21 protein-coding genes and 1 pseudogene are annotated in these 24,791 nt (G+C 55.0%); 19 read left to right on the forward strand and 3 right to left on the reverse strand.

What is annotated here, in order from left to right:
- Window positions 1–41: 41 nt before the first annotated feature.
- From HF916_RS01855 to HF916_RS01925, 16 genes and pseudogenes are all read left to right on the forward strand, one after another.
- Window positions 42–1,163 carry an EAL domain-containing protein gene (locus HF916_RS01855; protein ID WP_168787601.1) on the forward strand — a complete coding sequence of 374 codons (1,122 nt, stop codon included), beginning with the start codon at window positions 42–44 and terminating at the stop codon, window positions 1,161–1,163.
- A gap of 284 nt (window positions 1,164–1,447) precedes the next feature.
- The gene (locus HF916_RS01860) at window positions 1,448–2,830 is read left to right on the forward strand and encodes an undecaprenyl-phosphate glucose phosphotransferase (RefSeq protein ID WP_168787602.1); all 1,383 of its coding nucleotides are present in this window, start codon (window positions 1,448–1,450) and stop codon (window positions 2,828–2,830) included.
- A gap of 463 nt (window positions 2,831–3,293) precedes the next feature.
- Window positions 3,294–4,463, forward strand: a complete 1,170-nt coding sequence (locus HF916_RS01865) for a polysaccharide biosynthesis/export family protein (protein ID WP_431311376.1) — start codon at window positions 3,294–3,296, stop codon at window positions 4,461–4,463.
- On the forward strand, window positions 4,460–4,693 hold the full coding sequence (locus HF916_RS01870) for a hypothetical protein (RefSeq protein ID WP_240975292.1): 234 nt from the start codon (window positions 4,460–4,462) through the stop codon (window positions 4,691–4,693). Before HF916_RS01865 ends, HF916_RS01870 begins: the two co-directional genes overlap by 4 nt.
- A 42-nt stretch (window positions 4,694–4,735) precedes the next feature.
- A pseudogene (locus HF916_RS50160) lies at window positions 4,736–4,882 on the forward strand (polysaccharide biosynthesis/export family protein); the annotation flags it as partial.
- The gene (locus tag HF916_RS01875; protein ID WP_206001759.1) at window positions 4,879–5,334 is read left to right on the forward strand and encodes a low molecular weight phosphotyrosine protein phosphatase; all 456 of its coding nucleotides are present in this window, start codon (window positions 4,879–4,881) and stop codon (window positions 5,332–5,334) included. The pseudogene HF916_RS50160 and the gene HF916_RS01875, both read left to right, overlap by 4 nt.
- A gap of 9 nt (window positions 5,335–5,343) precedes the next feature.
- Window positions 5,344–7,623 (forward strand): polysaccharide biosynthesis tyrosine autokinase, encoded by a 2,280-nt coding sequence (locus tag HF916_RS01880; protein ID WP_168787603.1) that lies wholly within the window; start codon window positions 5,344–5,346, stop codon window positions 7,621–7,623.
- A gap of 68 nt (window positions 7,624–7,691) precedes the next feature.
- On the forward strand, window positions 7,692–8,780 hold the full coding sequence (gene wecB / locus HF916_RS01885) for a non-hydrolyzing UDP-N-acetylglucosamine 2-epimerase (protein ID WP_346777705.1): 1,089 nt from the start codon (window positions 7,692–7,694) through the stop codon (window positions 8,778–8,780).
- A 7-nt stretch (window positions 8,781–8,787) separates the two neighbouring features.
- Window positions 8,788–10,026, forward strand: coding sequence for a UDP-N-acetyl-D-mannosamine dehydrogenase (gene wecC / locus HF916_RS01890; RefSeq protein ID WP_168787604.1), 1,239 nt, complete (start codon window positions 8,788–8,790; stop codon window positions 10,024–10,026).
- 44 nt (window positions 10,027–10,070) lie between these two features.
- Window positions 10,071–11,312, forward strand: a complete 1,242-nt coding sequence (locus HF916_RS01895; RefSeq protein WP_240975396.1) for a flippase — start codon at window positions 10,071–10,073, stop codon at window positions 11,310–11,312.
- The gene (locus HF916_RS01900) at window positions 11,305–12,489 is read left to right on the forward strand and encodes a glycosyltransferase family 4 protein (RefSeq protein WP_168787606.1); all 1,185 of its coding nucleotides are present in this window, start codon (window positions 11,305–11,307) and stop codon (window positions 12,487–12,489) included. The genes HF916_RS01895 and HF916_RS01900 overlap by 8 nt, the downstream gene beginning before the upstream one ends.
- Complete coding sequence (locus tag HF916_RS01905; protein ID WP_168787607.1) at window positions 12,486–13,769, forward strand: O-antigen ligase family protein; 1,284 nt, start codon at window positions 12,486–12,488, stop codon at window positions 13,767–13,769. Before HF916_RS01900 ends, HF916_RS01905 begins: the two co-directional genes overlap by 4 nt.
- A 52-nt stretch (window positions 13,770–13,821) precedes the next feature.
- Window positions 13,822–14,877, forward strand: a complete 1,056-nt coding sequence (locus tag HF916_RS01910) for a glycosyltransferase family 4 protein (RefSeq protein WP_168787608.1) — start codon at window positions 13,822–13,824, stop codon at window positions 14,875–14,877.
- Window positions 14,878–14,971: 94 nt separating this feature from the next.
- Window positions 14,972–15,721 (forward strand): heparin lyase I family protein, encoded by a 750-nt coding sequence (locus HF916_RS01915; protein ID WP_168787609.1) that lies wholly within the window; start codon window positions 14,972–14,974, stop codon window positions 15,719–15,721.
- 60 nt (window positions 15,722–15,781) lie between these two features.
- Window positions 15,782–16,483, forward strand: coding sequence for a WecB/TagA/CpsF family glycosyltransferase (locus HF916_RS01920; RefSeq protein ID WP_277352263.1), 702 nt, complete (start codon window positions 15,782–15,784; stop codon window positions 16,481–16,483).
- A gap of 409 nt (window positions 16,484–16,892) precedes the next feature.
- Entirely contained in the window at window positions 16,893–17,744 is an 852-nt protein-coding gene (locus HF916_RS01925) for a hypothetical protein (protein WP_206001761.1), read from the forward strand.
- Window positions 17,745–18,556: 812 nt separating this feature from the next.
- Here the strand turns inward: HF916_RS01925 and HF916_RS01930 are convergent.
- The 3 genes from HF916_RS01930 to HF916_RS01940 form a co-directional block, all read right to left on the reverse strand.
- Window positions 18,557–18,787, reverse strand: coding sequence for a tyrosine-type recombinase/integrase (locus tag HF916_RS01930; protein WP_240975293.1), 231 nt, complete (start codon window positions 18,785–18,787; stop codon window positions 18,557–18,559).
- 309 nt (window positions 18,788–19,096) lie between these two features.
- Entirely contained in the window at window positions 19,097–20,302 is a 1,206-nt protein-coding gene (locus HF916_RS01935; RefSeq protein WP_168787612.1) for an IS91 family transposase, read from the reverse strand.
- 8 nt (window positions 20,303–20,310) lie between these two features.
- A complete protein-coding gene (locus HF916_RS01940; RefSeq protein ID WP_168787613.1) occupies window positions 20,311–21,189 on the reverse strand; it encodes a tyrosine-type recombinase/integrase in 879 nt (292 codons plus the stop codon).
- 300 nt (window positions 21,190–21,489) lie between these two features.
- Here HF916_RS01940 and HF916_RS01945 point away from each other — a divergent pair, with 300 nt between their 5' ends.
- From HF916_RS01945 to HF916_RS50165, 3 genes are read left to right on the forward strand one after another with little or no spacing between them, the layout of a single operon-like run.
- Window positions 21,490–22,728 carry a site-specific integrase gene (locus HF916_RS01945; protein WP_168787614.1) on the forward strand — a complete coding sequence of 413 codons (1,239 nt, stop codon included), beginning with the start codon at window positions 21,490–21,492 and terminating at the stop codon, window positions 22,726–22,728.
- Window positions 22,725–23,669 (forward strand): tyrosine-type recombinase/integrase, encoded by a 945-nt coding sequence (locus HF916_RS01950; protein ID WP_168787615.1) that lies wholly within the window; start codon window positions 22,725–22,727, stop codon window positions 23,667–23,669. Before HF916_RS01945 ends, HF916_RS01950 begins: the two co-directional genes overlap by 4 nt.
- The gene (locus HF916_RS50165; RefSeq protein WP_168787670.1) at window positions 23,666–24,664 is read left to right on the forward strand and encodes a site-specific integrase; all 999 of its coding nucleotides are present in this window, start codon (window positions 23,666–23,668) and stop codon (window positions 24,662–24,664) included. Before HF916_RS01950 ends, HF916_RS50165 begins: the two co-directional genes overlap by 4 nt.
- The last annotated feature ends 127 nt before the right edge of the window (window positions 24,665–24,791 follow it).

Here is a 24,791-nt window from a genome sequence, read left to right on the forward strand (position 1 = left end):
CGGCGGTTCTTTTTTGACCATTCCTTCGTGAGAGGTCTCGAGTGAGGTTCACTCCTTCGTTGTTGGCGGCGACAGAATTCCGGTCGCTGATGGTGAGGTTGGGTATTGTGTCCTTCTCTCGTCTTGCTGATTCGCTACCATTGTGCGTCGTTGCGACCGTTACTAATCTGCGGCAGGTTGAAGTTGCCTACGGCGCGTCGGTTGCAATCGCCGTGCGGCGGGCAGTGCTGGAGCGCGCGCGCGAGTTGGTTCGAGTTGAGTCCGGCATCGCAGCGGCTTCTGGGGATCATATTCTCCTTCTCTTTGATAGACCTGCTGAGCAAACCGCTCGAGACGACCGTGACGACCAGTTTCAAGCGCGGTTGGTCGCAGCCACACTAGAGGTCCTCGGTTGCACACCGGTTCAGGCCGATGAGATGCTGATCTATCCGACTATCGCTGCGATGGTTTCGTCCTATCCAGAGGACTCTTTCAACATTGATCGGGTTGGCTCGGTTCAACTAGCTACAGGCGACGACTTACTTTGGAGGCACCGTTGGCGGTCGGATATGGGTACTGCTCTCGATGTGTTCGGCGCTTTGACCGAGGGTCGCCTATACTTCGAGTGGGATCCCATCTGCGATATTAGGTATCCTGAAGAGGTGCATTATTTCAGGGCGGTATTGTGTGAGCGCGTTGATGGCTTAGCAAAAACCTTGAGACGTGCGACCTTCGACGGGCTCGAGCGGCTTGGCTTGATCCGGCGTCTTGATCAATGGGTTGTGGAGTCGACGATCGAGGCGCTACGGCTCAATCCGGAGGTCAGGCTTGGCTGCGATATCTCGATCGATAGTGCGGTAATCGATGGATATTGGGCATCCATCAACGTGCAGTTGCAGCGCTCACCTGAGCTCGCATCGCGTCTCGTGGTTGAAATTGCTGGTAGTGCAGCGCCAACAAACTTCGAGGCCGCCAGTCAATTTGTCCACTATGTTCATTCACTCGGTTGCGCTGTTGCTCTTGACGATGTCGGCGCCGGCTCAACGAGGTTGACACAGCTCATTGAACGCGGTGCCAATTCTGCCGGGATTCAAGCCGGTTACGTTAGGCGGGCAAGCTCAGATGATCGGGCGCCAGTGCGGCTGCGGCGACTGATGCGCCGAATGAGGTTGCATACCAACTGAATTGACATCCGGATGCAATAGCGACGCGGGTGAAGTTCTAACAGTATTCTAGCAACCAAATCGCCGTAGGAAAGTTCAAAGCATCATTCGCCGGATGGGCGGACATGTTGAGTAATCCTCTGTGATCAAGTTTTGTAGCATTTGGAATTTCTATGACCCTGCATTGAGTTACGCGACAAGCGAAAGTCAGATAAGGTTTGTACATAAATTAGACATGCTATTTACATAAGCTGTTGTGATTCTATTTTAATATTCCATCGAACGGTGATTTTCGGGGAGGGATGGTGAAGCAAATTCTTGCATGGGGATGCGATATTGCGCTGATTGCATTCGGGGCAATCGCGGCGTTGCGATTCACGACCGAATGGCCTATTCCTCAGCCGATGGTTCTTATGCTATTTGTCGCGCTGATCGCCGGATTTGCTACCACCGTTTTCCGGACTGTCGGAGTTTATCGCTCGTGGCGCGCGCGTCCCATCATTAGTCTCGCCGTACGCCTTATCGCAGCATGGTCGTCTGTACAACTCGCCGGCTGGATTTTTCTCTCGGTTTCGGATCGACCGGTAGCAATAACGGGCACGTGGGTTCTCCTTTGGACCGCATTGACTGGCTTTGCTCTTGTCGCTGTTCGCGTTCTCGTGTACAGCGCTCTGCGACGTCTCCGCTTCATTGGCCTGGATGTTCGCGCAGTCGCTGTTGTCGGTAGCGGTGTGCATTTCAGGGAGATTATTGAGAAGCTTAACTGCAGCAAAACGTCTGGCCTTTATGTTGCTCGCTCGGTCGAACTGCACGTTCCGGATGAAAATGAGAGCGGTCCAATCCGGGAGGAGAGTGCCAGCGCACTCGAAGGTTTGGTTCGCTTGGTCGAATCAGGTGAAGTTCAGGAAATCTGGCTTGCGGTTCCTCTGGAGTCGTTAAGCCGTATGAATCTCACTTTCGAAATATTTAAGGACAGCGTCGCCACGATTCGCCTGCTGCCGGACGTACGAGCTTTTGGTTTGACAGATACAAGAGAAGCGTTGGATGTCCTTGGCTTTCCGTCGATAAGCATGACCAACGTCACCACTTCGGCAGATGCGCTCACGGACAAGGAGATCTTTGACCGCCTATTCGCCGCCGGCGTACTGGTTATGCTTGCGCCTTTGTTTTTTTGTATTGCCATCGCCATAAAGTTGTCGTCCCCTGGGCCGATATTTTTTAAGCAGATGCGCAAGGGGTTGAATGGACGACCGTTTTCAATTTACAAATTTCGTTCGATGCACGTCCATAGGCAAGCGGCGGGCGTACTCAAACAGGCGATGAGGAACGATCCTCGTGTGACCTCCGTTGGGCGGTTTCTCCGGCGCACGAGTCTGGATGAGTTGCCCCAGTTTATCAATGTGCTGCGCGGTGAAATGTCGGTGGTTGGTCCGCGGCCTCACGCCCTCGAACATGACGCGTTTTATCGCCAACTGATCGATGGTTACATTAGCCGATACCGAGTGAAGCCTGGTATCACTGGTTGGGCACAGATTAACGGGTTCAGAGGGGAAACCGATCAGTTAGAAAAGATGGTCGGTCGGGTTGAGCACGATCTTTACTACATGCAAAACTGGTCATTCGGTTTGGACCTGCAAATCGTCATGTCAACAATTGTTAAGGGATTCATTGGTGCGCAGGCATACTGATTATCGGGAGTGCGAATTACGTCCGTACGAGGTTGTAACGCGCTGGATCACTGAGCAAGTAAAATGCGAGAATGATTGTGTCGGGTAGGCGCAGTGCTGTTGTCGCAATGCCCGCGAAGCGTTCATCGCGCAGGTCTGCACAGAAATAGCTCAGAGGTACTGAGCCTGCCGCGTTGGCAATTGTTCTCCAATGTATTGCACGGGATTGGTCTCTGATCAGACTCTGCCTGCATTTGATCTAATACGACTAGGTTTGCCGAAAATTGCTGGGCGTTTGCACCCATTTCGGATCAAAGCCCGCATTGCCGAATCAATGACTATGCTGCACGTGGTCCGCGCACCATTGGTGTGGTCATTGTGACAACGCTTGCGTGTATTTTTAAGAGTTCGACTCAAGGTAGCGATGGTTGCCGCTGCTATTCGATGCGAAGCAATAAATGGTTTAACGATACACGGTGGATTAATGGATTTTTCAGGTAAGGATTTTCGTGTCTTGATCGGGCGCTTATGTCGTTTGGCCCAGCCGGTCGGCTGCGTGGTCGCGGCAGCGGCATTGTCTGCGTGTGCCATCGCACCAGGCATGCGGATGAAGCCTGCCCCGAGTCTGCCGGTTACCTCGGCTGACGGTCGGACGGCGGCCACCGAGCTACCGGTGCCAATCACTGATATCAATGTCGAGTTGATCCGGCATATGCGGGAAGCAGCGGCGAAAGCTAACATCAGTGAAATGCGTGAACTGTTCGACGAGCCCACACCCTATACGCTCGCCGTAGGCGATGTACTGCAGATTACCATTTGGGATCATCCTGAACTGGCGGCCGCGTTGGGCTCACAGCCCCAAACAACCGGACGTCCCTACGACCCCATGCAAGGGTTCGTGATCGATGGGAGTGGCAACGTTGAGGTTCCTTACGGAGGCACCGTGCACGTCGCCGGCCTGCGTACCGAACAGGCCCAACGCGCTGTATATGCCAGCCTCACGAAAGTCTTCGTCAAGCCCCAAGTGACTGTGCGCGTGGCCTCGTTTCGGGCAAAGCTGATCTATGTCGACGGCGAGGTTCATACGCCGGGCACGGTTCCAGTCAATGATATTCCGATGACGCTTTCCGAAGCAGTCAGTCGGGCCGGCGGCTTCAGTCCCTCTGCGGACCAGAGCCGGATGATTCTTGTGCGCAACGGCACGTCGTATCGGCTCGATCTTTCCCGGATGCTGGCCTATGGCCAGAATCCGTCCAACATTCTGCTAAAGAACGGCGATCTGCTACGGGTCGTGGCTCGTGACGACAACGGAGTGTACGTTATGGGTGAGGTCAACAGGCCGGTCACTGCCGTGCCGAAGAAGAGTGGCGAGCTTACGCTAGGCGATGCGCTTTCTCAGGCCGGCAGCCTGAATACCGGGAGCGCCGATGCCGCACAACTATATGTGATCCGCGGTTCGGTAGATTCGCAACCGCAAGTGTTTCATCTCGATGCGCACTCGCCGGTATCGATGGTGCTCGCGAATCAGTTCGAACTGAAGCCCAAGGACGTGGTGTATGTGGATGGCAACGGTTTGGTCCGCTTTAGCCGTGTGTTAAGCCTGCTGCTGCCTGCGATCAACGCGGGTCTCACTGCCGCGATCATTACGAAATGATCGATACCGTCCTTGTCGTGTGCGAGGGAAACCTCTGCCGAAACCCCTTGGCCCAAGCGTTGTTGCAACGTGAATTGGCCGACATTGTTGTGACGTCGGCGGGTCTGTCCGCGAGCCGGGGCGTAGCGATCGACCCAGTAGCACTGGAGCTGTTGGCGGATCGCGGCATGGATCTGTCATCGCAGCGCGCACGCCGTCTGATTGAAAGGATGTGCAGCTCGCGGATTTGATTCTCGTGATGGAGCTGGATCGAAAGCATGCGATTGAGCAATTCTATGGTCCTTGCAAATCAGTTTGAGTTGAAGCCTTCAGACGTGGTTTATGTTGACGGCAACGATCTGGTTCGTCGTTCAGGTTTCCGGAACCTAATTGTGCCGTCTGTGAATGCGGCGTGGACTGGTAGGGCGGTTTCGAAGTGATTAATCGTGTTCTTGTAGTTTGCTACGGCAACGTAAGTCGCAGCCCGACTGCCCAAGCACTGTTACAGCTCGCGCTTCCTGATATCACTGTCACGTCGGCAGGGGTGGGCGCACGTAACGGGCTGGGCGCTGACGCAATATTGGCGCATATCCTTGCTAAGCGCGGTATTTCCCTCATAAAACATGAAGCCAAACGTGTGACTGAGGATATGTGCCTGGAGGCGGATTTGATCCTGACGATGGAACTGGAGCAGAAGCGTTTCATTGAGCAGCAATATCCGTTCGCTCGTGGACGCGTTTATCGTCTGGCAGAGAGCATGGATATACAAGACCCTTTCCGCAGACCGCAAAAGATCTACGACATTGTTATCGCGCTTTTGGATCAGCAGGTAGCTGCGTGGGCGCGACGTATTAACGGTGTGAATTCGGTCGCTTCGACCGCGAACGACTGAGAAATTTAGATGAATAAGAAAACTGAAACTGAAAATCAAACGCCAGGGTATGGCTACGGCGGGGCTCCTGTTGATGCGGATGAAATCGACATTCGCTCGCTCTTGGACACGCTTCTTCAAAGCAAGCGCCTGATCGCGTCGTGTGCAACTACGTTTACGTTGATTGGCGCGTTGTATGTCGCTATTGCGCGCCCCGTCTACGACCTGAATATTGTGGTGCAGGTTGAAAGTAGTGCAGATGACGTGCTTGGTGGGGCTGGGGGGCTCATCGGCGGGTTGAGTTCGCTGTTCGACGTAAAGTCTACAGACGATGGCGAAATGGAAATTCTCCATTCCCGTCTGGTGGTGCAACCGGTCGTACAGAGTCGGCATTTATACATTGATGCGTTGCCGCGCTATTTCCCACTAGTGGGCCGTGCAATTGCGCGGCATAACAAGAAACTGTCTGTGCCGGGTTTGTTCGGTATGGGAGGCTTCGCGTGGGGTGCGGAATCCATCGAGGTTTCCATATTCGATACGCCGCGCGCATTTTGGGCCGACAAGTTCACTATCACGGCGCTGGACAGTGGGCGTTATATTTTGTCTGGCGATGACTTGGATGGCGAAGTTCAAGGGACAGTGGGCCAGAAATTGACGGTTGATACCGTTGAAGGTCCCGTTACGTTGTTCGTGTCGTCGCTCATGGGGCGTCCGGGTACGCGATATACGCTTAAGCGTTTTTCCGAGCAGGAAACCCTTAAGGAGCTTCAAGAAAATCTGGTCATCACCGAAGGGGGTAAGGCCCAATCGGGTATTCTCGACGTTGACCTGAATAGCCCCGATCCCGATATTGCTGCTGTAGTTCTTAATGAAATCGCAGACAATTACGTTCGTCAGAATGCCAACCGTAAGGCAGAAACGGCAGAAAAGTCGCTAGGGTTTTTGAACGCGCAACTGCCTCAGGTCGAGGCCCAGTTGAATGCGTTCGAAGACAAGCTGAATGTCTATCAAAACAAGCACGATGTCGTTGACCTGACGGAACAGGCAAAATCGATTCTCGGTCAGTCTGTCAGCGCGCAAGCATCTTTATATGACTTGGAGCAAAAGCGGCAGGCATTGTCTACCGTCATAATGCCCGCGCATCCTCAATTGCTGTCGCTCGACCGGGAAATCGCAGCCGCGAAGGCGAATATGAGCCAGTTTGAGGCTCAGATTTCGAAGCTGCCTGACGCGCAGCAGAATGTTGTTCGCCTCAAGCGGGACGTAACGGTCCAGACACAAATTTACGTGGGCTTGTTGAATAGTATTCAGCAACTGCGTCTGGCGACAGCATCGAAGATTGGCAATGTGCGCATTATTGACCACGCACAGGTGCCGGACAAACCGGTCAAGCCGAAGGCAGCGATCCTATTGCCTATCTCGTTGCTTCTAGGGTTGGTGGTCGGGGCAGCGGCGTCGCTGGCGCGTGCCGCGCTGTATCGGAAGCTCACGGATCCGGCTGAAATTGAACGCGATACGAATATGGCTGTCTTGGCCACGATTCCCTGGTGCAAGGAAGTCGGAAAGACGCGCGGGTTGCTTTCTGTCACTAAACCGATGGATCCTGCTGTGGAGGCGCTGCGCAGCTTGGCCACGGCTCTCCAGTTTGAGTTGCAAGCGCAGTTCTCTCGTTCAGGCGTCGTTTCTACCCGAGGCACGATGTCTTCGCAAAAGAAAAACATCGTGCTCGTGACCGGACCGGCACCAGGTATCGGGAAGTCATTCGTGGCATCGAACGTGGCTGCGCTCCTAGCTGGAAGTGGTAAGCGCGTGCTTCTTATTGACGGTGACGTTCGTCGTGGCTACTTGGCACGTGAAATGGGTGTTTCGAGTGCGAAGGGGCTTAGTGACGTGCTCAAGGGCGACGTTACGATAGAGAGCGCAATCGTATGCGATAAGTCAACAGGCGTTTACCTATTGCCTTCGGGCGCGCATGTGGGGCAACCGATTGAACTATTCTCGCGCGGTGAATTGACGGCAAAACTGGTCGCAGTCAGCGAGAAGTATGACGTAGTGATTCTCGACGCGCCTCCGATTCTGCCAGTTACTGACGCCACCGTCTTCGCCAAGGATGCAGACATTGTGCTGATGGTTGCACGTGCCGACATGACGACGAAGGGCGAAATTGTTGAGTCGGTGCGCCGTCTTGAGCGCGTTGGTGCGCCGGTTGCTGGTGTCGTATTCAACGCGCTGCGTCCGTCGATCCGCACTGTCCAATATGGCAACTATGGCGGCTACACGTATGAAAATGCGGCTAAGAACAAATCGTAATCCTAAGGTTCGTTATGTCTTATATAAACATCCTAGTAGTCTTTGGTACGCGGCCTGAAGCCATCAAAATGGCTCCTATCGTCCGCGAACTGAAGAAGCGCACTGGCATTGTTTGTCGTGTCTGCGTTACCGCGCAACATCGGGAAATGCTTGATCAGGTGCTTTCACTTTTCCAGATCGTACCGAACTACGACTTGGATTTGATGAAGCCGGGACAAACACTTGGGTCATTGACGGGGCGCGTTCTCGAATCGCTTGACCCGGTGCTTGAACAAGTGAAACCGGATCTTGTGATGGTTCACGGCGACACTACGACCACGATGGCTGCAACGTTGGCTGCGTATTACCGCCAAATTCCGGTTGCACACGTCGAAGCAGGTTTGCGCACGGGGAACATCTATTCCCCTTGGCCTGAAGAGGCCAATCGCAAAATTGCTGGTGCGCTGGCGACCATCCACTTTGCGCCGACCGAACAAGCGAAAGCGAATTTGCTTTTGGAAGGCATCGGATCGAATCACATTCTAATCACGGGTAATACCGTTATTGATGCGCTTTTGATGGTTAAGAGCCGTCTCGAAAGTGATCCGACGCTTGAGAGGGAAATGCAGTCGCGCTTTCCGTTCCTGATGGACGCACAGGATCACCGCATGATCCTCGTGACGGGGCATCGCCGGGAAAACTTCGGCGTGGGCTTCGAGGGCATCTGCCAGGCGCTTGCGCAGATCGCGGCTAAATATCCGACCAGTCGTGTTGTGTATCCGATGCATTTGAATCCAAATGTACGTGAGCCCGTTCAGCGTATTCTCGGAAATATCGACAACATTACGCTGATCGAACCGCAAGATTATCTCCCGTTCGTCTACCTAATGAATCGAGCGTGGTTGATTTTGACCGACTCGGGAGGTATTCAAGAGGAAGCTCCGTCGTTGGGTAAACCCGTTCTTGTGATGCGGGATACTACGGAAAGACCCGAGGCTGTTTCTGCGGGGACGGTACGCCTGGTAGGAACGGACACTCAACGCATAGTGTCTGCCGTGACTGAGTTGTGGGATTTCCCGCAAACCTATCGAGAAATGAGCAGAGCACATAATCCCTATGGGTCTGGGTTTTCGTCGCGAATAATCGCAGACGCACTTACGAAGGAAGTACGAGGATAATAAGGAAATGAAGAAGATTTCGATTATTGGCTTAGGGTATATTGGCTTGCCGACGGCCGCAGCGTTTGCAAGTCATGGGCTGACGGTAGTTGGCGTTGATGTAAATCAGCACGCCGTTGATACGATTAACCGTGGCAAAATTCACATCGTGGAGCCCGGTTTGGAAACCCGAGTCAAAGAAGCCGTTCACGCGGGCAGGCTCCGTGCGACAACCACGCCTGAAGCTGCTGACGCCTTTCTGATCGCCGTTCCGACACCGTTCAAGGACGACCACGTTCCTGATCTGAAGTATGTAGAAGCGGCGTCTTTGTCGATTGCATCTGTGCTCAAGCGTGGGGATCTGGTCGTTCTCGAATCGACGTCGCCGGTCGGTGCAACGGAGCAAATGGCTGCATGGCTCGCGCAGGCACGTCCCGATCTGACGTTTCCGCAACAAGCAGGCGACGACTCCGATGTTCGTATCGCCTACTGCCCCGAGCGTGTGCTGCCTGGTCACGTCATTCGGGAACTGATCGAAAATGATCGCGTGATCGGTGGTATGACCACTAATTGCAGCGAGCAAGCCGCCAAACTCTACAAGACGTTTGTCCGTGGTGAATGCGTAATCACGGATGCACGCACTGCGGAAATGTGCAAGCTCACAGAAAATTCGTTCCGCGACGTGAATATTGCGTTTGCCAACGAACTTTCGATAATCGCTGACAAATTGGACATCAACGTTTGGGAACTGATTGGCTTGGCTAATCGGCACCCCCGTGTGAACGTTCTTCAGCCAGGTCCCGGCGTGGGAGGCCACTGCATTGCAGTCGACCCGTGGTTTATCGTAGATTCTGCACCGGATGATGCTCGGCTGATCCGGGCCGCACGAGCAATCAATGATAGCAAGCCGGTTTGGGTGCTCGATAAGGTTGAAAAAGCAGCCAGGGGTATCAAGAACCCCGTTATTGCCTGTCTCGGCCTGGCATTTAAAGCCAACATTGACGACCTGCGCGAAAGCCCTGCCGTGGAAATCACGCATGCACTTGGGGTGAAATATCCTATGCAGGTTATTGCTGTTGAGCCCAATATCAGTGAGCTTACGGAACCCCTCCGTGACGTCGTGGATTTCAAGTCCGTCGAAAAAGCCCTCAAGGAAGCAAATATCGTCCTCCTGCTTGTGGGTCATCGCGAGTTCGTGGATTTGGATATGTCTCTTCTGGAAGGGAAGACGGTCATTGATACACGAGGCGTATTTTATAAGCCATGAGTTCGGTTCCCTCAAAAGTTAGACTGGGATACAACTTGCTCGTCATGGTGATGTGGCAGGTTGGAAACTATGTCGTGCCGATGCTTACGTTCCCATATCTGACGCATATGCTCGGCCCGACCCATTTTGGTCTGCTGGGTTATGCTACTTCAATAGCGGTATATGGGAGTTTGCTGACTGATTGGGGTTTCAACCTCAGCGGCCCTCGTGCACTTATTGAGTGCAGGGGCGATAAGCGAGAAATCAACGAATTGATTTGGTCAGTCATATTCGCGAAAGCATTGCTTTGTATCCTTTCGCTTTTGGGACTCTTCCTGGCTTATCAGCTTCACTGGATCGACCCACGAGCGATGCCACTCATTTTGATCGCGTGGACCTCCGTCGCAGGAAACGTATTTACGCTCAGTTGGGTTTTGCAAGGACTCGAACGGTTTTCGCAATTTGCCGTCGTATCGCTCGCGGGTCGATTTTTGACGCTGCCTTTCGTGTTTCTATTTGTGAAATCGGCAGATGATGTTGGATACGCGATTGCAATCCAATCAGTAGCGCCCGTCCTGACCGGAGTATTCTCGATGCTCATGGTTAGAAAGATTGGCCTCTTGCGTCGTCCAGCGGGCGCGTGGCGGTTGATTGGCAAGCGTCTTTCACAAAGCGCGGACATGTTTCTGTCCACGGCGTCCGTCAGCCTTTTTGGCGTCGCAAACATCGTATTGTTAGGGGCTGCAAGCACACCGGACCAGGTTGGCTTGTATGCTGCGGCGGACCGTATAAAGACTATGGGAAATATGGTTCCTACACAGATTAATACGGTTTTTTATCCACGTGTTTCTGCGCTTATGCTAAGCAACACGCGCGCCGCAGCGAAGCTCACGCTGCGGGCAATAGGGTTGACTTTCGGCATTACGCTACTCGGGGTTGTAGTAGTTTATTGCGCCTCTACATATATTACGCAGTTGATTCTCGGGGACGCATTTATCGGGGCGGCTTCTCTGCTGATACTTCTCTGTACGGCTGCGCTCTTTAGCAACGTTGCATATACACTCGGGTTGCAGGTCCTTATACCATTTGGCTGCGGAAAGATTCGGTCGTTCACGATGCTTCTCGCGGGCGCTCTCAATGTCGGCATTACGTACCGATTGATCCCCATGTGCGGAGCGGGCGGCGCGGCACTGTCATTTTTGATTGCCGAAGCCGCTATATTTTTCGTTTTCGTAGCCGTTATCTTGGGTTCCAAGCGTCTGCGTAGCCACTTTACACAGCTACTAAATGCACAACGTAATGCGTGACGGTTCAAAGCAAGATCAAATCAAGGTGCTAATCGCAGGACGTGACCTAAATGGGACAGGTGGAGGACGGGTCATCGTAGAGACCGCAAAAGGTCTCTCCCGGCTGGGATGCGATGTCACCGTATTGGCGGATGCTTACGCAGCGGAATTGCGTGGAGAGGTAGAAGTTCGAACAACTCCATTCGGAAACGCGCTGTATCGGTGGAAGACGAAAAATAAGTTCACGCGGCTGCTAAGACACAACTTGCAAGTCTTCTGTTTTATGGGTTTTGGCACCCTTCAGGCCGCAAATTTCAGGAAACGAGGTTATGTCATTTTCAATCACAACATCGATATACTCACGGCGGATGCTCTCATTCTACACAATGTAGTACGCGTGCAGGCCGCGATGGATCAACGTTCAGCGTTTAGAAAAGTTCTACGCTACTTGAATCCTGTCATATCTGCGAAGATTTTGCGCGAAAGGTGGATTCTGTCGCGAGGGAAAGTATCTACAATCGTGGCAGTCTCATGGCCCGCAATGCAGGACGCGAAGCCCATGATGCGGCGCGACAGGGAGTTGGCTGTTATTCATAACGGCGTTGACGTAACGAAGTTCAAACCAAGTTTTGTTTCGCCGGAGGTAGATTCCTCGACACTGCCACTGTTATTCATTGCGCATCAATTTGAGGCTAAGGGGCTTCGCTATGTAATCGAGGCGCTGAGCAGCCTTCCGCAACGAATAGTGCTATGGGTTGGCGGCGGTAGAAGTAGTAATGTTGATGTCTACCGGGAGTATGCCAACTCTCTCGGCGTTGCAGATCGTGTGCAATTCTTCGGGACGGTTGACACCGTTGATTTGTACCAAAAATGCTTTGCATTTGTCTTGCCGACAGATTATGAAACGTTCGGAATGGTCCTAATTGAGGCTATGGCTTGCGCCAAGCCTGTGTTGGCCCACCCCGTCGGTGGAATCGTTGATTTCTTGCGTGATGAAGAAAATGGGATGTTCATTAAGCAGGAAGCAGATGACATAGCCTCCAAAGTGATGCGCTTGGTGTCAGACGCAGACTTGCGATCTAAGTTAAGTGCTGCGGCGCTCGCTACTGCGGAAGAACACGCATGGGACAAGGTGACTGGCAAGTATTTTCAAATACTTTCGGCACTGCATGAAGGTAACAAGGATGTCAGTAAGTGACTAACGCTAACCCGGCAATTCGTAGGTCCCAAACAGGGTCCTTCACATTGTTATATCTCGTGTTGGGACTTGGTATAGCGATGTTTCCGATATCGGATTTTCTTTACACGTATGCCGTGCGGGGGCTGTCCGAAGGTCAAGTGGGCGGTCGCTACTGGATTTACGGGCGCATTGCGATGACGGTCGTGCTATCGACCGTGCTTGTCACAAGCGGAAGACTGAGGTTCGCAGACTTTAGGGTTTTTTCTCTGGTAATAATCGCGATATTGGCATCGGGTATTTCCTTTGCGCGAGAGGGTATGACAGGAGGCGACTTCGTTCAAGAGGTCATCGTTATTCTTGCCGAAATTTTCGCAGTATTTGTCTATGCGTCGGCCTTTCGACGGTTGACTAATCAGCAGCTAAGGTCAATAGAGAAACTACTGGCCTTCACCCTCATGATTTATGCAGGATGCATCATCATGGGTTCGGTTCTTTCTGTTGATATGTTTCGCGCTTATCATACAGATGCTAACCATGCACGCGCCGGATACAAAGGTATCTTCTATGCGCAGAATGAGGCGTCTGGCGTTCTGTTGTCCGGTGTTGCCTTCGCCTTCTTGGGCGCGCTGCGAGGTGAATGGTCTCAGCGTCGAAAAGTATTTTTGATAACGTTATTTTTGGCCTCGTTCATGCTGGGCACCAAGGCTGCGCCGCTCGCATGTATTGGGGTTCTGGGAGCGTACTACTATTCGCGCTACGGAACGGTGAAAGCTTCGTTCCTCATCACGATTACGGTTTCACTGATCGCCTGTATTGCATTGGCGTGTTACTTGTTCGTGCCTGCGGTTCATGAGGCGGTAGATTTAAGTATTCAATACTTCACTTACCATAGCAATTTCGTGTCTTCTGATAGCCAAGTGCAAAGCACGTTGCTGTCTGGACGAAATCAAAAATTTTCTGATATCTGGAAAAACGTAGCCCGGGATGGATTCCTGCCGTTCTTTGTTGGCGGATACCCCATCGTCAACTACCTCACGGAAATGGATGAGATTGATATCGCCTTGATCCTGGGAATTCCGGTGTTCGCTCTGTATTTCATCGAGCTATACAAGCTGTTTATTCACAAGCAACGACATTCGGCTGGTAGATTCGGAAAGTATTTCTTCGTTCTTTTTGTGTGCATTGCCTGTACTGCTGGGCACATGATGAAATCGGCAATTATCGCTCCGTATCTGGCGATGATTTCGGAAATTATCCGGCGCTCTATCTTGGTGGTGTCTAATACGGATAAATCGTAGACGGCTTTTTGGTGAAGGCCTGTTGAAATGAAAAGGGGGCGGGGAGCTATAAATGAGTGATCATAATGTAGTGCTATCGACGGAGCCCGAGGGCGGAAAAGGTGGGATTGCAACAGTAGTACCAATCCACATGGAGGCGCTCAACCTCATTGGCAGCACGCAGTTAATCCCAACGCACAGGGGAGGGGGTGCCATTGGAAAAATTTTGCCATGGGTCGCCTCGTTTTTCAAGATAATCGCCGTTTTGTTTGTCAGAAGAAAAGACAGGATCACCTTCCATATTCATCCTGGATCTGGCTTCTGTATCATTCGAATGCTGCTCCTTGCACTGTATCTACGATTCGTTCTCGTGCAGAGGACCGTGGTTTATGTGCATACGCCGTACCTGGAACAGTATCTTCAGAATACGACTTGGCGGTTTCTTCTTCTGACGTTGATCCGCTGCGGTCATCGCTCCGTCGCACTGACGGAGTTCGCTAAGGAACTCATAGAGCGCGAATCCTCTGTGAAAAACTTGGAGGTGGTTCCCAACCCCTACAGAATTCCGAAGCAGCCGCCTCGAAAAAAAATTCGGGATGAAGGACGCGTCACCATTCTGTCACTGGGGCGTCTAGTTGATGGTAAGGGTTTTGCGGAAACCGTAAAAGCTATGAAATATCTGCCTCCTAACTACAGGTTGGTAATCGGAGGGGAGGGTCCTTTGGGGGTTTCTCTCGGAAAACTGATCGCCGATGAGGGGTTATCTGAACGCGTGGACATGGAAGGATGGGTTTCGGGCGACGCAAAGGAAGAACTCTTACGGAACTCCCATGTGTTCTGTCTTCCGAGCCAGATTGATTCGTTTGGTATGAGCTTCGTAGAGGCACAAGTGTACGAACTTCCTATCGTGGCCTTTGCACACCCTCCCGTCATGGAAGTGGTGCACCAACCGGGAGGGGTGTTTGTTCGCTCAAGTGATCCGCAGGAAATTGCGCACGCGATACTCCGAGCCAATGAACTTAATTATCAGTCACGACCTGATGCAGGAAGAAAATGGGTCGATTCTACCTTCGGGGTGGAAATCATCGCAAAGAAGATCGGGCGGCTGATCGAGCACTGCCATAGCTAGAATCGTGCTCCATATTGCGTAAAGGCGTTCCCGGAAACGGTAGCGCCATAGATTGCAGCAACGAATAATGCAGCATGACAAAGGATATAAACTCATGAAGACTGGTATTCGCCTGGCGGCTCTAGTAGTGCTTGCGTTCAGCACGAATTCGGCCTTTTCCAGTGACGTACTATTTTATACGGACTGGAGTAATGGTATTGACAAGCACATTCAATGCCAAGCGCCGAACACGGAATCCATAAAAATAGCGCGTCCTGCTGACGTAGATCTGCCTCCAATGATGCAGGCCACAATCGATAAATCCGATAACTATTCCAAGGTTGCTAATGGAACGCCTCGGGCTGAGATTTCCTTCAATGGATTCGTGTACTTCGAGCAAAAGAAAGAGTACGTCATCGATTGGAGCATATACATTCCTAAAGATTACGAATTCGACTCCAAGCAGCAGGAACTGATCGCGCAAATCCATCAGGGACCGAATGCAGGTTATCCCCCATTTGGTCTTTTCTTTTCTGGCGATGGCCAATACGAGGTTCATAGCCGAACGCTCTATCGTCCTGACTTTATAACTGAGTTTTTTGGTTCGGCTAGCAGTGACAGGGGGAGCCTCGTGCATTGGCAGTTGCGCTACTTACCAGATGGTACCGGGGAATACGCCATCACGGAGTTGCGAAAAAATGGAAAGGTCGTTTTCGAGACGAATGGCCTGCCCAATGCGTATCAAAAGGATGATAAAGCTTACCTGAAACTTGGTCTTTACAAGGCTCAGTGGCTTACGGACCCTTCCACTGTTGAAAAGCGCACGTTGTTCTACGGTCCCGTTTCTATTCGAGTAATTAACTGATAATTTAAAGTAAATATGAAGCGAATTAGTCTTTTCAAGACTCCAATGGATGTGGCGGCAATGGATGAGACGGTTGACCTGATCGCCAAACGTATCAGAAAACGCAAATTCACGCAGCACGTTGTCGTGAACGTCGCCAAGATCGTGCACGCGCAAAAGGACAAGCAACTGGCCGCTTCTATGGCTGCGTGTCACATTATCAACATAGACGGCATGGGAGTCGTTTGGGGGGCGCGAATTCTCGGGGTGTGCATTCCTGAGCGTGTGTCCGGAGTAGATCTCTTCGGCAATTTGGTCGAAATGGCAGCTTGCGAGAAGTTCCCGATCTTCCTTTTGGGGGCTACGGATGTCGTGGTTAGCTCCGTAAGTGTGAAGCTGCAAGAGCTGCACACGGAGTTGATCATAGCGGGGTTTCACCACGGCTACTTCTGGGATGATGAAGCGGCAATCGTAAAGCGCATCCGCGATTCTGGGGCAAGAATGCTGTTCGTCGCGATCACTTCACCCAAGAAGGAAAACTTCATCAACCGCTGGAAAGATCAGCTTGGCGTTGATTTTGTGATGGGTGTCGGCGGAACGTTTGACGTTGTTGCAGGGAAGGTTCGGCGTGCGCCTGTATGGATGCAGCGCGCAGGCATGGAATGGTTATATCGAGTAATACAGGAACCGACTCGTATGTGGAAGAGATATCTCGTCACGAACTCGATATTCGCCGTGATGCTCGTGCGGGCGCTTATTGCAGGCCCCAAGCAAGCTCAGTAATACGGCTACTGAATTTCAGGCGTGGTTCGACCTAGGGTGACAGGCGCGAGGCTTGATGAGACTGCCATGGCTGATAATGGCAGCCCATTTTCTTCAAGCGTGGTGCATGGATGAATCGGTCCGCCAGTGTGGCAGGGAGGCTGCCTGAGAGTGAACGCACGAAGCTGACCGTTCAGGCGTTGGCAGGATCGGAAACGATCAGCGAACTGTCCACGCGGCTCGGCGTGAGTCGCAAGTTCGTCTATGCGCAAAGGGACAAGGCGAGCGACGCGCTCAATGACGCGTTCTGTTCGGCGGGCCCGATGACGAGGTACTGTTTCAGTTGCCGGTCACCCGGAGCTGGTTGTGTCAGGCGATGCTCGGGCTGACGCTGATCTGCCGCAGTTCATATCGCGGGGTGACGGAGTCCATGCGCGATCTGCTGGGCGTGTCCGTCAGCGTGGGCAGCGTGCACGAGGTGCCGCAATGGGCCGCGCAGCAGGCCGGCGCGATCAACCGCGAGCAGGACCTCTCAGGTAGTCGCGTGAGCCTGCACGACGAGATATTCCAAGGCGCGCGGCCGGTGCTCGCCGGCGTCGATGCGCAGTCAACCGACTGTTACCTGCTGACGGCCGAAAAGCATCGCGACGGCGACACATGGGGCATGCATCTGCTCGACGCGTCGAGGCAGGGGCTCGCTCCCGACTACACGATTGCCGATGCAGGCCAGGGCCTGCGCGCCGGACAGAAGGCCGCCTGGGGCGACACGCCGTGCCATAGCGATGTGTTTCACATCCAGCGCCAGTGCGAGGCGCTCCCCAACACGCTGGGCAACCTCGCCCGGGGAGACCGCACCCGGCGCCAGAAGCTCGAAGCCAGGATCGGGCGCGCCCGCGCGCGCTGTCGTGCGCGCCGCTTCGCTGCCGCGCTGGGGCAGGCGCGCCAGGCTGACGCCCCGGCGCATGAACTGACGCGCGACATCCGCACACTCACCCAGTGGTTCAGTCATGACATTCTGGCGTTGGCGGGTCCGGTGTTTGCCACCCGGCAGATACTGTTCGACTTCGTTGTCGACGAATTGCTCGGGCGCGAGCATCAGGACGCGCGTCGCATCCGCCCGGTGCGCGTGGCATTGCAGAACCAGCGCGACGACCTGCTCGCGTTCGCCGGCGTGCTCGATGAGAAGCTCGCTGCCATCGCACAGGCCGCGAATGTGCCCGACGATCTCGTGCGCGCCGCGTGCGTGCTGCACCGCAAACCCACCACCTCGCCCGCGTACTGACAAGGCTGGCGCCGGTTACAATCAAAACTGGGCGCCCGCTTCCACGCCGTCTTCGCCGCCGTGACGCAGGTCATGGAACACATCCCGCGCAGCAGTTCACTGGTGGAGAATCGGGGGGCGAGGTTTCAGTCGGCGTTGACAGTTCAGGAAACACACGGACAAGCAGACCGCCGGTGGATAGGCAGGATCTACCCCCTATTCGTGTTGCATACGTGGAGCATGGTAAGCCCGACGTGCCGTCAGGAATGGCAGGCGACCCGCAAGGGGAGCTGAGGGTGCAGCGGGTAGAGGAAAGCGGAGAAAGCGAACGCTGCCCTGTAATCGGGCAGATAGGGATTGCGTCGCGAGACAACATCATCTCACGCGAAAGCGGGCAGACTTCCGTATGGTCTTTCGTCACTGGAGAGCTTGAACAACCTTTCAAGGAGGAGAAGCAGATGACTGTGCAGCAACATGGCGCGGGTGCATCCTCCGATCGCGCGAGGCACTGGCCCGGCATTAACTGGGCCGGGTGCCATCGTGAGGTTCGAAGGCTGCAGGCAAGAATAGGGAAGGCAACGGAGACTTAGTTGCGTAACCGCGTGCGAATGCAAAGCGATAAAAGCCGCGCAGAACCGAGTGTTTGTTTCCCCAGAAAACCGTTACCGGCCCAGAGCCAGCCAAGAAACTGTACACACGATCGGGCCTAACACCGGCCATCGACACGTCGCCCAAGGCCCCGCAAAAGGATTTGAGCGTACGGGCCTCGGTGTTGAATCTCATGCCGAGGGAACGTTTGTGGTGAACATATTCGTCCACTGCAGCGCCGAGCTTCATAGCAGCCCCCTGAGATCAAACTCCGCGACCTGCCGCAATCCGGCCAGATCGACCTTCGCGTACACACGGGTCGCGTATGCGCTGCGATGACCCAGATGGTCGCCGATCTGTTTAAGCGTAAAGCCCGAGGCGAGAAGATGTGTCGCGCAGGCATGACGCTTATATCGCTGGGTAGATAAGGCAGAGGTTTTTTTGGTTGGCGGTCGCGGCAACCAGCGCATCGCCATGTCGTCGGACCTGATCCGCGACCGGTAATCAAAAAAACGTTTGTGCTAAACCGCTCCGCAGGCGGTGGCCGCTATGGGCATTGAATGACCGCCGCGGTAATTTGTGATGTCTTGCAGGGGTGATCAGACACGGACTTCCGGCGAGAGTGGGAAGCATCACGTGTAAAGGAAGCGGGAATGTGCGCGTGAAGCGGCAAATCACCCGCCATTCTGGAGTACGCTGGTGCGCCAGCAGATCGAAGGCACGAGTGCAGCCGCGTTGGCCTCGTCAGGAAAGGCGAACGTGTACGGAAACAGGTGCGGTGGCAACTAGCGCGCATGGGTGGGACCTGGCGGGGCTCGTGGAAGGCTGCCGGGCATGTCTTCGATGCGGAGCATGTGTCCCTTGCCACATACGGGGCAGTCGCGCAGTGACTTGCCGGTGAGTCGCTGGTAGCGGTCACGGTAGTCTTCCCCGGGCTCGGCTGCGGCAGCAGCGGGAGCCTCGACACCGAGCAGCTGCCTGCAGGTGGCGAGCTTGTCGGCACGGTGGCAGTTGGCGAGCCACCCGTAGCTGCGAATGCGCTTGAAGCCGTCAGGCAGCACATGCAGCAGGAAGCGACGGATGAACTCGTCGGCCGTGAGCGTCATGGTCCTTTGTCTGGACTCGTGCCGGTAGTCCTTCCAGCAGAACTGCACGGTGTGCCCGTCGAAGGCGAGCAGCCGGTTGTTGGAGATGGCGACGCGGTGGGTGTAGCGGCCCAGGTAATCGAGCACGTGTTCGGCACCGCCAAAGGGTGGTTTGGCGTAGACCACCCACTCCGCCCGTGCCGCGGGTGCAAGCCAGGCTGCGAATTCGACGGGATCGCTCAGGGATTCGAACTGACCGTGCAGGCGCAGCCCGCCGGCGTCGTAAGCGCGGCGCAGCTGTTGGAGAAACAGGCGGCGAAAGAGCCGTGACAGGACCCGCACGGAAAGGAAGAAGCCGGGACGGCAGGCGATCCAGCGCTCGCCGTCCGGGGAGATGCCGCCGCCCGGCACAACGCAATGCACATGAGGGTGATGCTGCAGATTCTGTCCCCACGTATGCAGGATCGTGAGGAAGCCGATCTCGGCGCCCAGGTGCTTCGGATCGGCGGCGATCGTGCGCAACGTTTCGGCGCTGGCGCGGAACAGCAGATCGTAGAGCGTCCTCCTGTTCTGGAACGCGAGAGCGGCGATGGTTTCGGGAAGCGTGAAGACGACATGGAAATACTCGGTCGAGGGGAGGAGTTCCGCATGCCGGCGTTCGAGCCATTGCGCGCGGGCGAGTGACTGGCATTTCGGACAGTGCCGGTTACGACACGAGTCGTAACTGATGCGCTGATGGCCGCATGCATCGCACTGCTCGAGATGGGCACCAAGCGCTGCGGTACGACACAGCTCGATGGCACTCATCACGCGTCGCTGCACACGACTGAGCCCCTCGGCATGGGATAGCCGGAAACTGGGCCCACACTGGCGGAAAATGTCCGCCACTTCGAGCGCCGGCCGCATGACTGCGCTCAGAAGTACTCGGGCGCAGGTGGCGGGGATGGAATGGGTGCAGGGTGCGGTAGCAGATCGAAGGGACTGGTGGTGGCGCACACGGTGCTGGTGGCCACCTTCAGGTAACGGCACGTTGTCGATAGGGACCTATGGCCCATCAGCAGCTGGATCCGGCGCACGTCAGTACCGGCTTCCAGCAGATGCGTGGCGAACGCGTGCCGCAAAGAATGGGGTGTCACGGGTTTGGCGATGCCGCTGCGCTTGCGCGCAAGCTCGCATGCGTCGCCCACGGCATGGCGGGTGATGGGCCGCCCCGGAATGCTGCCTGGAAAGAGCCATTCCTTCGGATGGGCGTCCTGCCAGTACAGCCTCAGGATGTCGAGTAGCCTCGGGGAGAGCATTACATAGCGATCCTTACGGTTCTTCCCCTGGTTCACACGGATAACCATGCGCTTGCTGTCGATATCGGTGACCTTCAGATGCACGACTTCCGACACCCGCAGTCCGGCGGCGTACGCGGTCATCAGGATGGTGCGGTGCTTGAGACTGGCGACCGACTCGAAGAAGGTGGTGATCTCCTCCAGGCTGAGGACGACCGGCAGTCGGAACGGCTTCCTCGGCAAGGGAAAATCCTCGTCGCTCCAGTCGCGCTTAAGCGTCACACGGTAGAGAAACCGGAGTGCGCCGATCGTTGGGCCGAGGCTGCCGGGTGCCAGCTTGCGCTCTTCCCGGAGATAGATGAGCCAGGCCCGGATCTCGTCGGGGCCCAGCAGTTCGGGCGAACGGTGAAAGTGACGGGCGTAACTGGATACCTGAATCAGATAGGACTTCTGTGTGTTCTCGGCGAGATTACGGATCTCCATGTCGTGCAACATGCGTTGGCGCAGCGGCGTCATGACTAACCTCCTGGAAGCAGTGGTGGAGCCCGGTTGGGCATCCACATACTGCTCCTGGAGGTATCTGCGTCCCCTCGTTGGGATCCTGCGTCAGCTCACCGCGACAATGAACGTCAGCCATCAGCTCTCGCACTCCTCCCACTACCGCGTCAGCGGTTTAGTACTAGCGCCACTATGTACCCTTCCGGGTTATGTCTTGTAGCCGCGTGATAGCGCGTATTCCCGGGCAAATGCGCAACGCGGGATAGAGATAATCTGGGCTCCTTCCACCCGCTCCCCAGGTCGGGGAAGGAGTTCGTCGTGAAGTACATCATTCATGATCAGGTCGTTCTCTCGCGAGAACCTGAAGGTCCACTCGCAGCCCATTTATCATCCTTTGCCAACTCCATCAGCGCGCAGGGTTACAACGTGTGGTCCCTGAAACGGAAGGTCCGGATCGCCGCATGTTTCAGTCGATGGCTTAAACAGAGAGGTGTCGAAGTACGGGATATCGGCCTCGATCACGCAACACGATATTTACGCTATCGTGCCCTGCATTTCCAGCCTCGCAACGATGATCGGGCAGCGCTCAGACAGCTTATTGATTTTCTTCGTGGCGAAGGCGTGGTTCCGCCTGAGCAGATGGCAACAATTCGGATTTCGCCAGCTGAGCGGTGTGTACAGGAGTACGAGGAGTACTTGCGCAATATTCAAGCTCTCGCCAGAGCCACAATCATTCATTACGTGCCGTTCGTCCGAGAGTTTCTCAAACATCGTTTCGGCGACGGGAAGGTCATGCTATCGAAACTACGTGCGGCCGATGTCGTGCACTTTGTGCAAGTTCAGGCGCCACGACTGCATTTAAAACAGGCGAAGATTATGACCACTGCCCTGCGATCCTTTCTGCGCTATTTGCGCTATCGCGGCGACATTACGCTGGACCTCGCTGCCGCCGTGCCCGTGGTCGCCAACTGGTCGATGCCGTCAATTCCCCGGGGAATCTCAGCAGACCAGACACGGAAGTTGCTGGATAGCATCGATCGACGGACTGCAGTCGGTCGTCGCGACTACGCGATCCTGCTGGTGCTCGCGCGATTGGGGTTGCGCTCCAGTGAGGTGGTCTTCCTCGAGCTCGATGATATTGACTGGGACGCAGGTCAACTGAGCGTGCGCACCAAGGGTGGACAACGCATCGAGCTACCCTTACCTGCGGACGTCGGCAAAGCCATCGCCGCCTACTTGCAACATGGGCGGCCGAAGAGCGCCAGTCGCCGCGTATTTTTACGTGCACGCGCGCACATCACCGGCTTTCGTGGGCCAAGTGGTCTCGGCTGCGTCGTTCGGCGTGCACTTAAGCGCGCTGGCATCGACGCGCCCACAACGGGTGCCCATCAGTTTCGCCACGGACTGGCTACCCAGATGCTGAACCATGGAGCTTCGCTCAGCGAGATTGGCGAGGTGTTGGGTCATCGTCACCCACAGAGCACGATGATCTACACTCGGGTCGACATCAAAGCATTGCGTGAACTCGCGTTGCCCTGGCCCGGAGGTGTACGATGAACGCGCTTCGGCAGGCTGTTCAGGATTACCTCGATCTGAGGCATAGCCTGGGATTCAAATTGAGGGAGGAGAGCACGGCGCTACCAGATTTCGTCGCGTTCATGGAACAGCATCGAGCTTCTTACATTACGCAGACGTTGGCCCTCGCCTGGGCTCGGCAACCCGCAAATGTCCAGCCCGACCGCTGGGCGCAACGAATGAGCTGGTTGCGTGGGTTCGCGCGATATCGTAGTGCTACCGATCCCCGCACGGAAATACCCGCACCGGGTTTATTGCCATTTCGACCGAAGCGGGCTCGGCCGTACCTATACTCGGCCGCCGAGATCCGTAGCCTGCTACAGGCGGCGCTGCAGATGCCATACCACTATGAACGGGGTGCACTGCTGCCCTGGACCTATCATTGCCTGTTCGGGCTGTTGAGCGTGACGGGCATGCGCCTGGGTGAAGTGCGCAATCTCGAACTTCAGGATGTGGATCTGACGGAGGCGATATTGACGATCCGAGGCGCGAAGCTCGGAAAGACCAGACTCATTCCTTTGCATGCCTCGACATGCAAGGTGCTCGCGGACTACATCACGCGGCGTGAGCATCACTGGGCGGGTCGACCGGTATCCCCCTATCTCTTTGTTTCCAGTTGGGGTAACAGGATGGATGTCGGTGAGATCCATCGCACTTTTTATTCATTGTCGCGACAGATTGGTTTGCGCGGGGCATCCGACAGTCGCGGGCCGCGTCTGCACGACATGAGACACGTTTTCGCGACGAACGCACTTGTGCGCTGGTACAAGTCTGGAGATGACCCGGAGCGCCGTCTGCCCATCCTGTCAGCCTACCTCGGCCATGCTCACGTCGCGGATACCCAGTGGTATCTGAACGGCTCGCCTGAACTGATGCGCGAGGCGATGCGCCGGCTCGAACAACTCTGGGAGGACCGGCCATGAATAAAGCTGCCACCTTTGCTCCGTTACTGGAGCGGTTCTTCACGCAGCGCCTGATGCAAGAGCGTCAGGCGAGTCCTCACACCATCGGTGCCTATCGCGATTCCTATCGTCAATTCCTTAAGTTCGTGCAGCAGCGCCTGCATAAGTCACCGTCGCAGCTAAACCTCGAAGACATCGATACTCCTCTGATCGTCGCGTTCCTGGACGAAATTGAGAAGAACCAGGGCGTTAGTGTTCGCACCAGAAATCTGCGCCTCGCGGCGATTCACTCTTTCTTTCGCTACGCCGCTTACGAAGCACCAGACCATGCCGCCCAGATCCAACGGGTGCTTGCCATCCCCAGCAAGCGCTTCACCCGTACGCTGATTCACTTTCTGACGCATCCAGAAGTCGACGCCTTGCTTGCCGCGCCTGATCAAGGCACGTGGTCTGGCCGGCGCGACCACGCCTTTCTATTGGTCGCGGTACAGACCGGTCTGCGCCTGTCCGAGATGACGGGACTCAATCGCGAGGATGTGGTGCTTGGCACCGGCGCACACGTGAGGGTAATCGGAAAGGGTCGGAAAGAGCGCTGTACCCCCATCGCGAAATCCACTCGCGCCGTACTGAAAGCGTGGCTGCGAGAACCACAACGCGGCGATGGCGCAGTACTTTTTCCCAGCGAGCGGGGTGAACGCCTCAGTGTCCATGGTGTGCAGTACTTGCTAAACAAGCACCGCAAAACCGCGTGTGAAGTTTGCCCGTCATTGAAGCAGAAGCGGGTCACTGTCCACTGTTTGAGACACACTATGGCCATGGACCTTCTGCAATCAGGCGTTCGTCGCTCGGTCATCGCGTTGTGGCTCGGGCATGAATCGGTGGAAACCACGGAGATCTATGTCGAAGCGACCCTTGCGATGAAGGAACAGGCCCTTGCGAAAGCAACTCCGCGACGCGGCACGCCAGGACGCTTCAAGCCGACAGACGAACTCCTCGGCTTCCTGAACAGTCTTTAACCTCACCAAATTATGTCGGGTGATCGCTTGAGCGATCTGCTTGACGACCCCGCAATCTTCGGTCGATCGTCGAGGTTCAATTGTGTCACCCGACATAACCCGGAAGGGTACATAGTGACGTAGACAA

Origin of the sequence: Paraburkholderia aromaticivorans, assembly GCF_012689525.1 — a bacterium.
GTDB classification, from domain to species: domain Bacteria; phylum Pseudomonadota; class Gammaproteobacteria; order Burkholderiales; family Burkholderiaceae; genus Paraburkholderia; species Paraburkholderia aromaticivorans_A.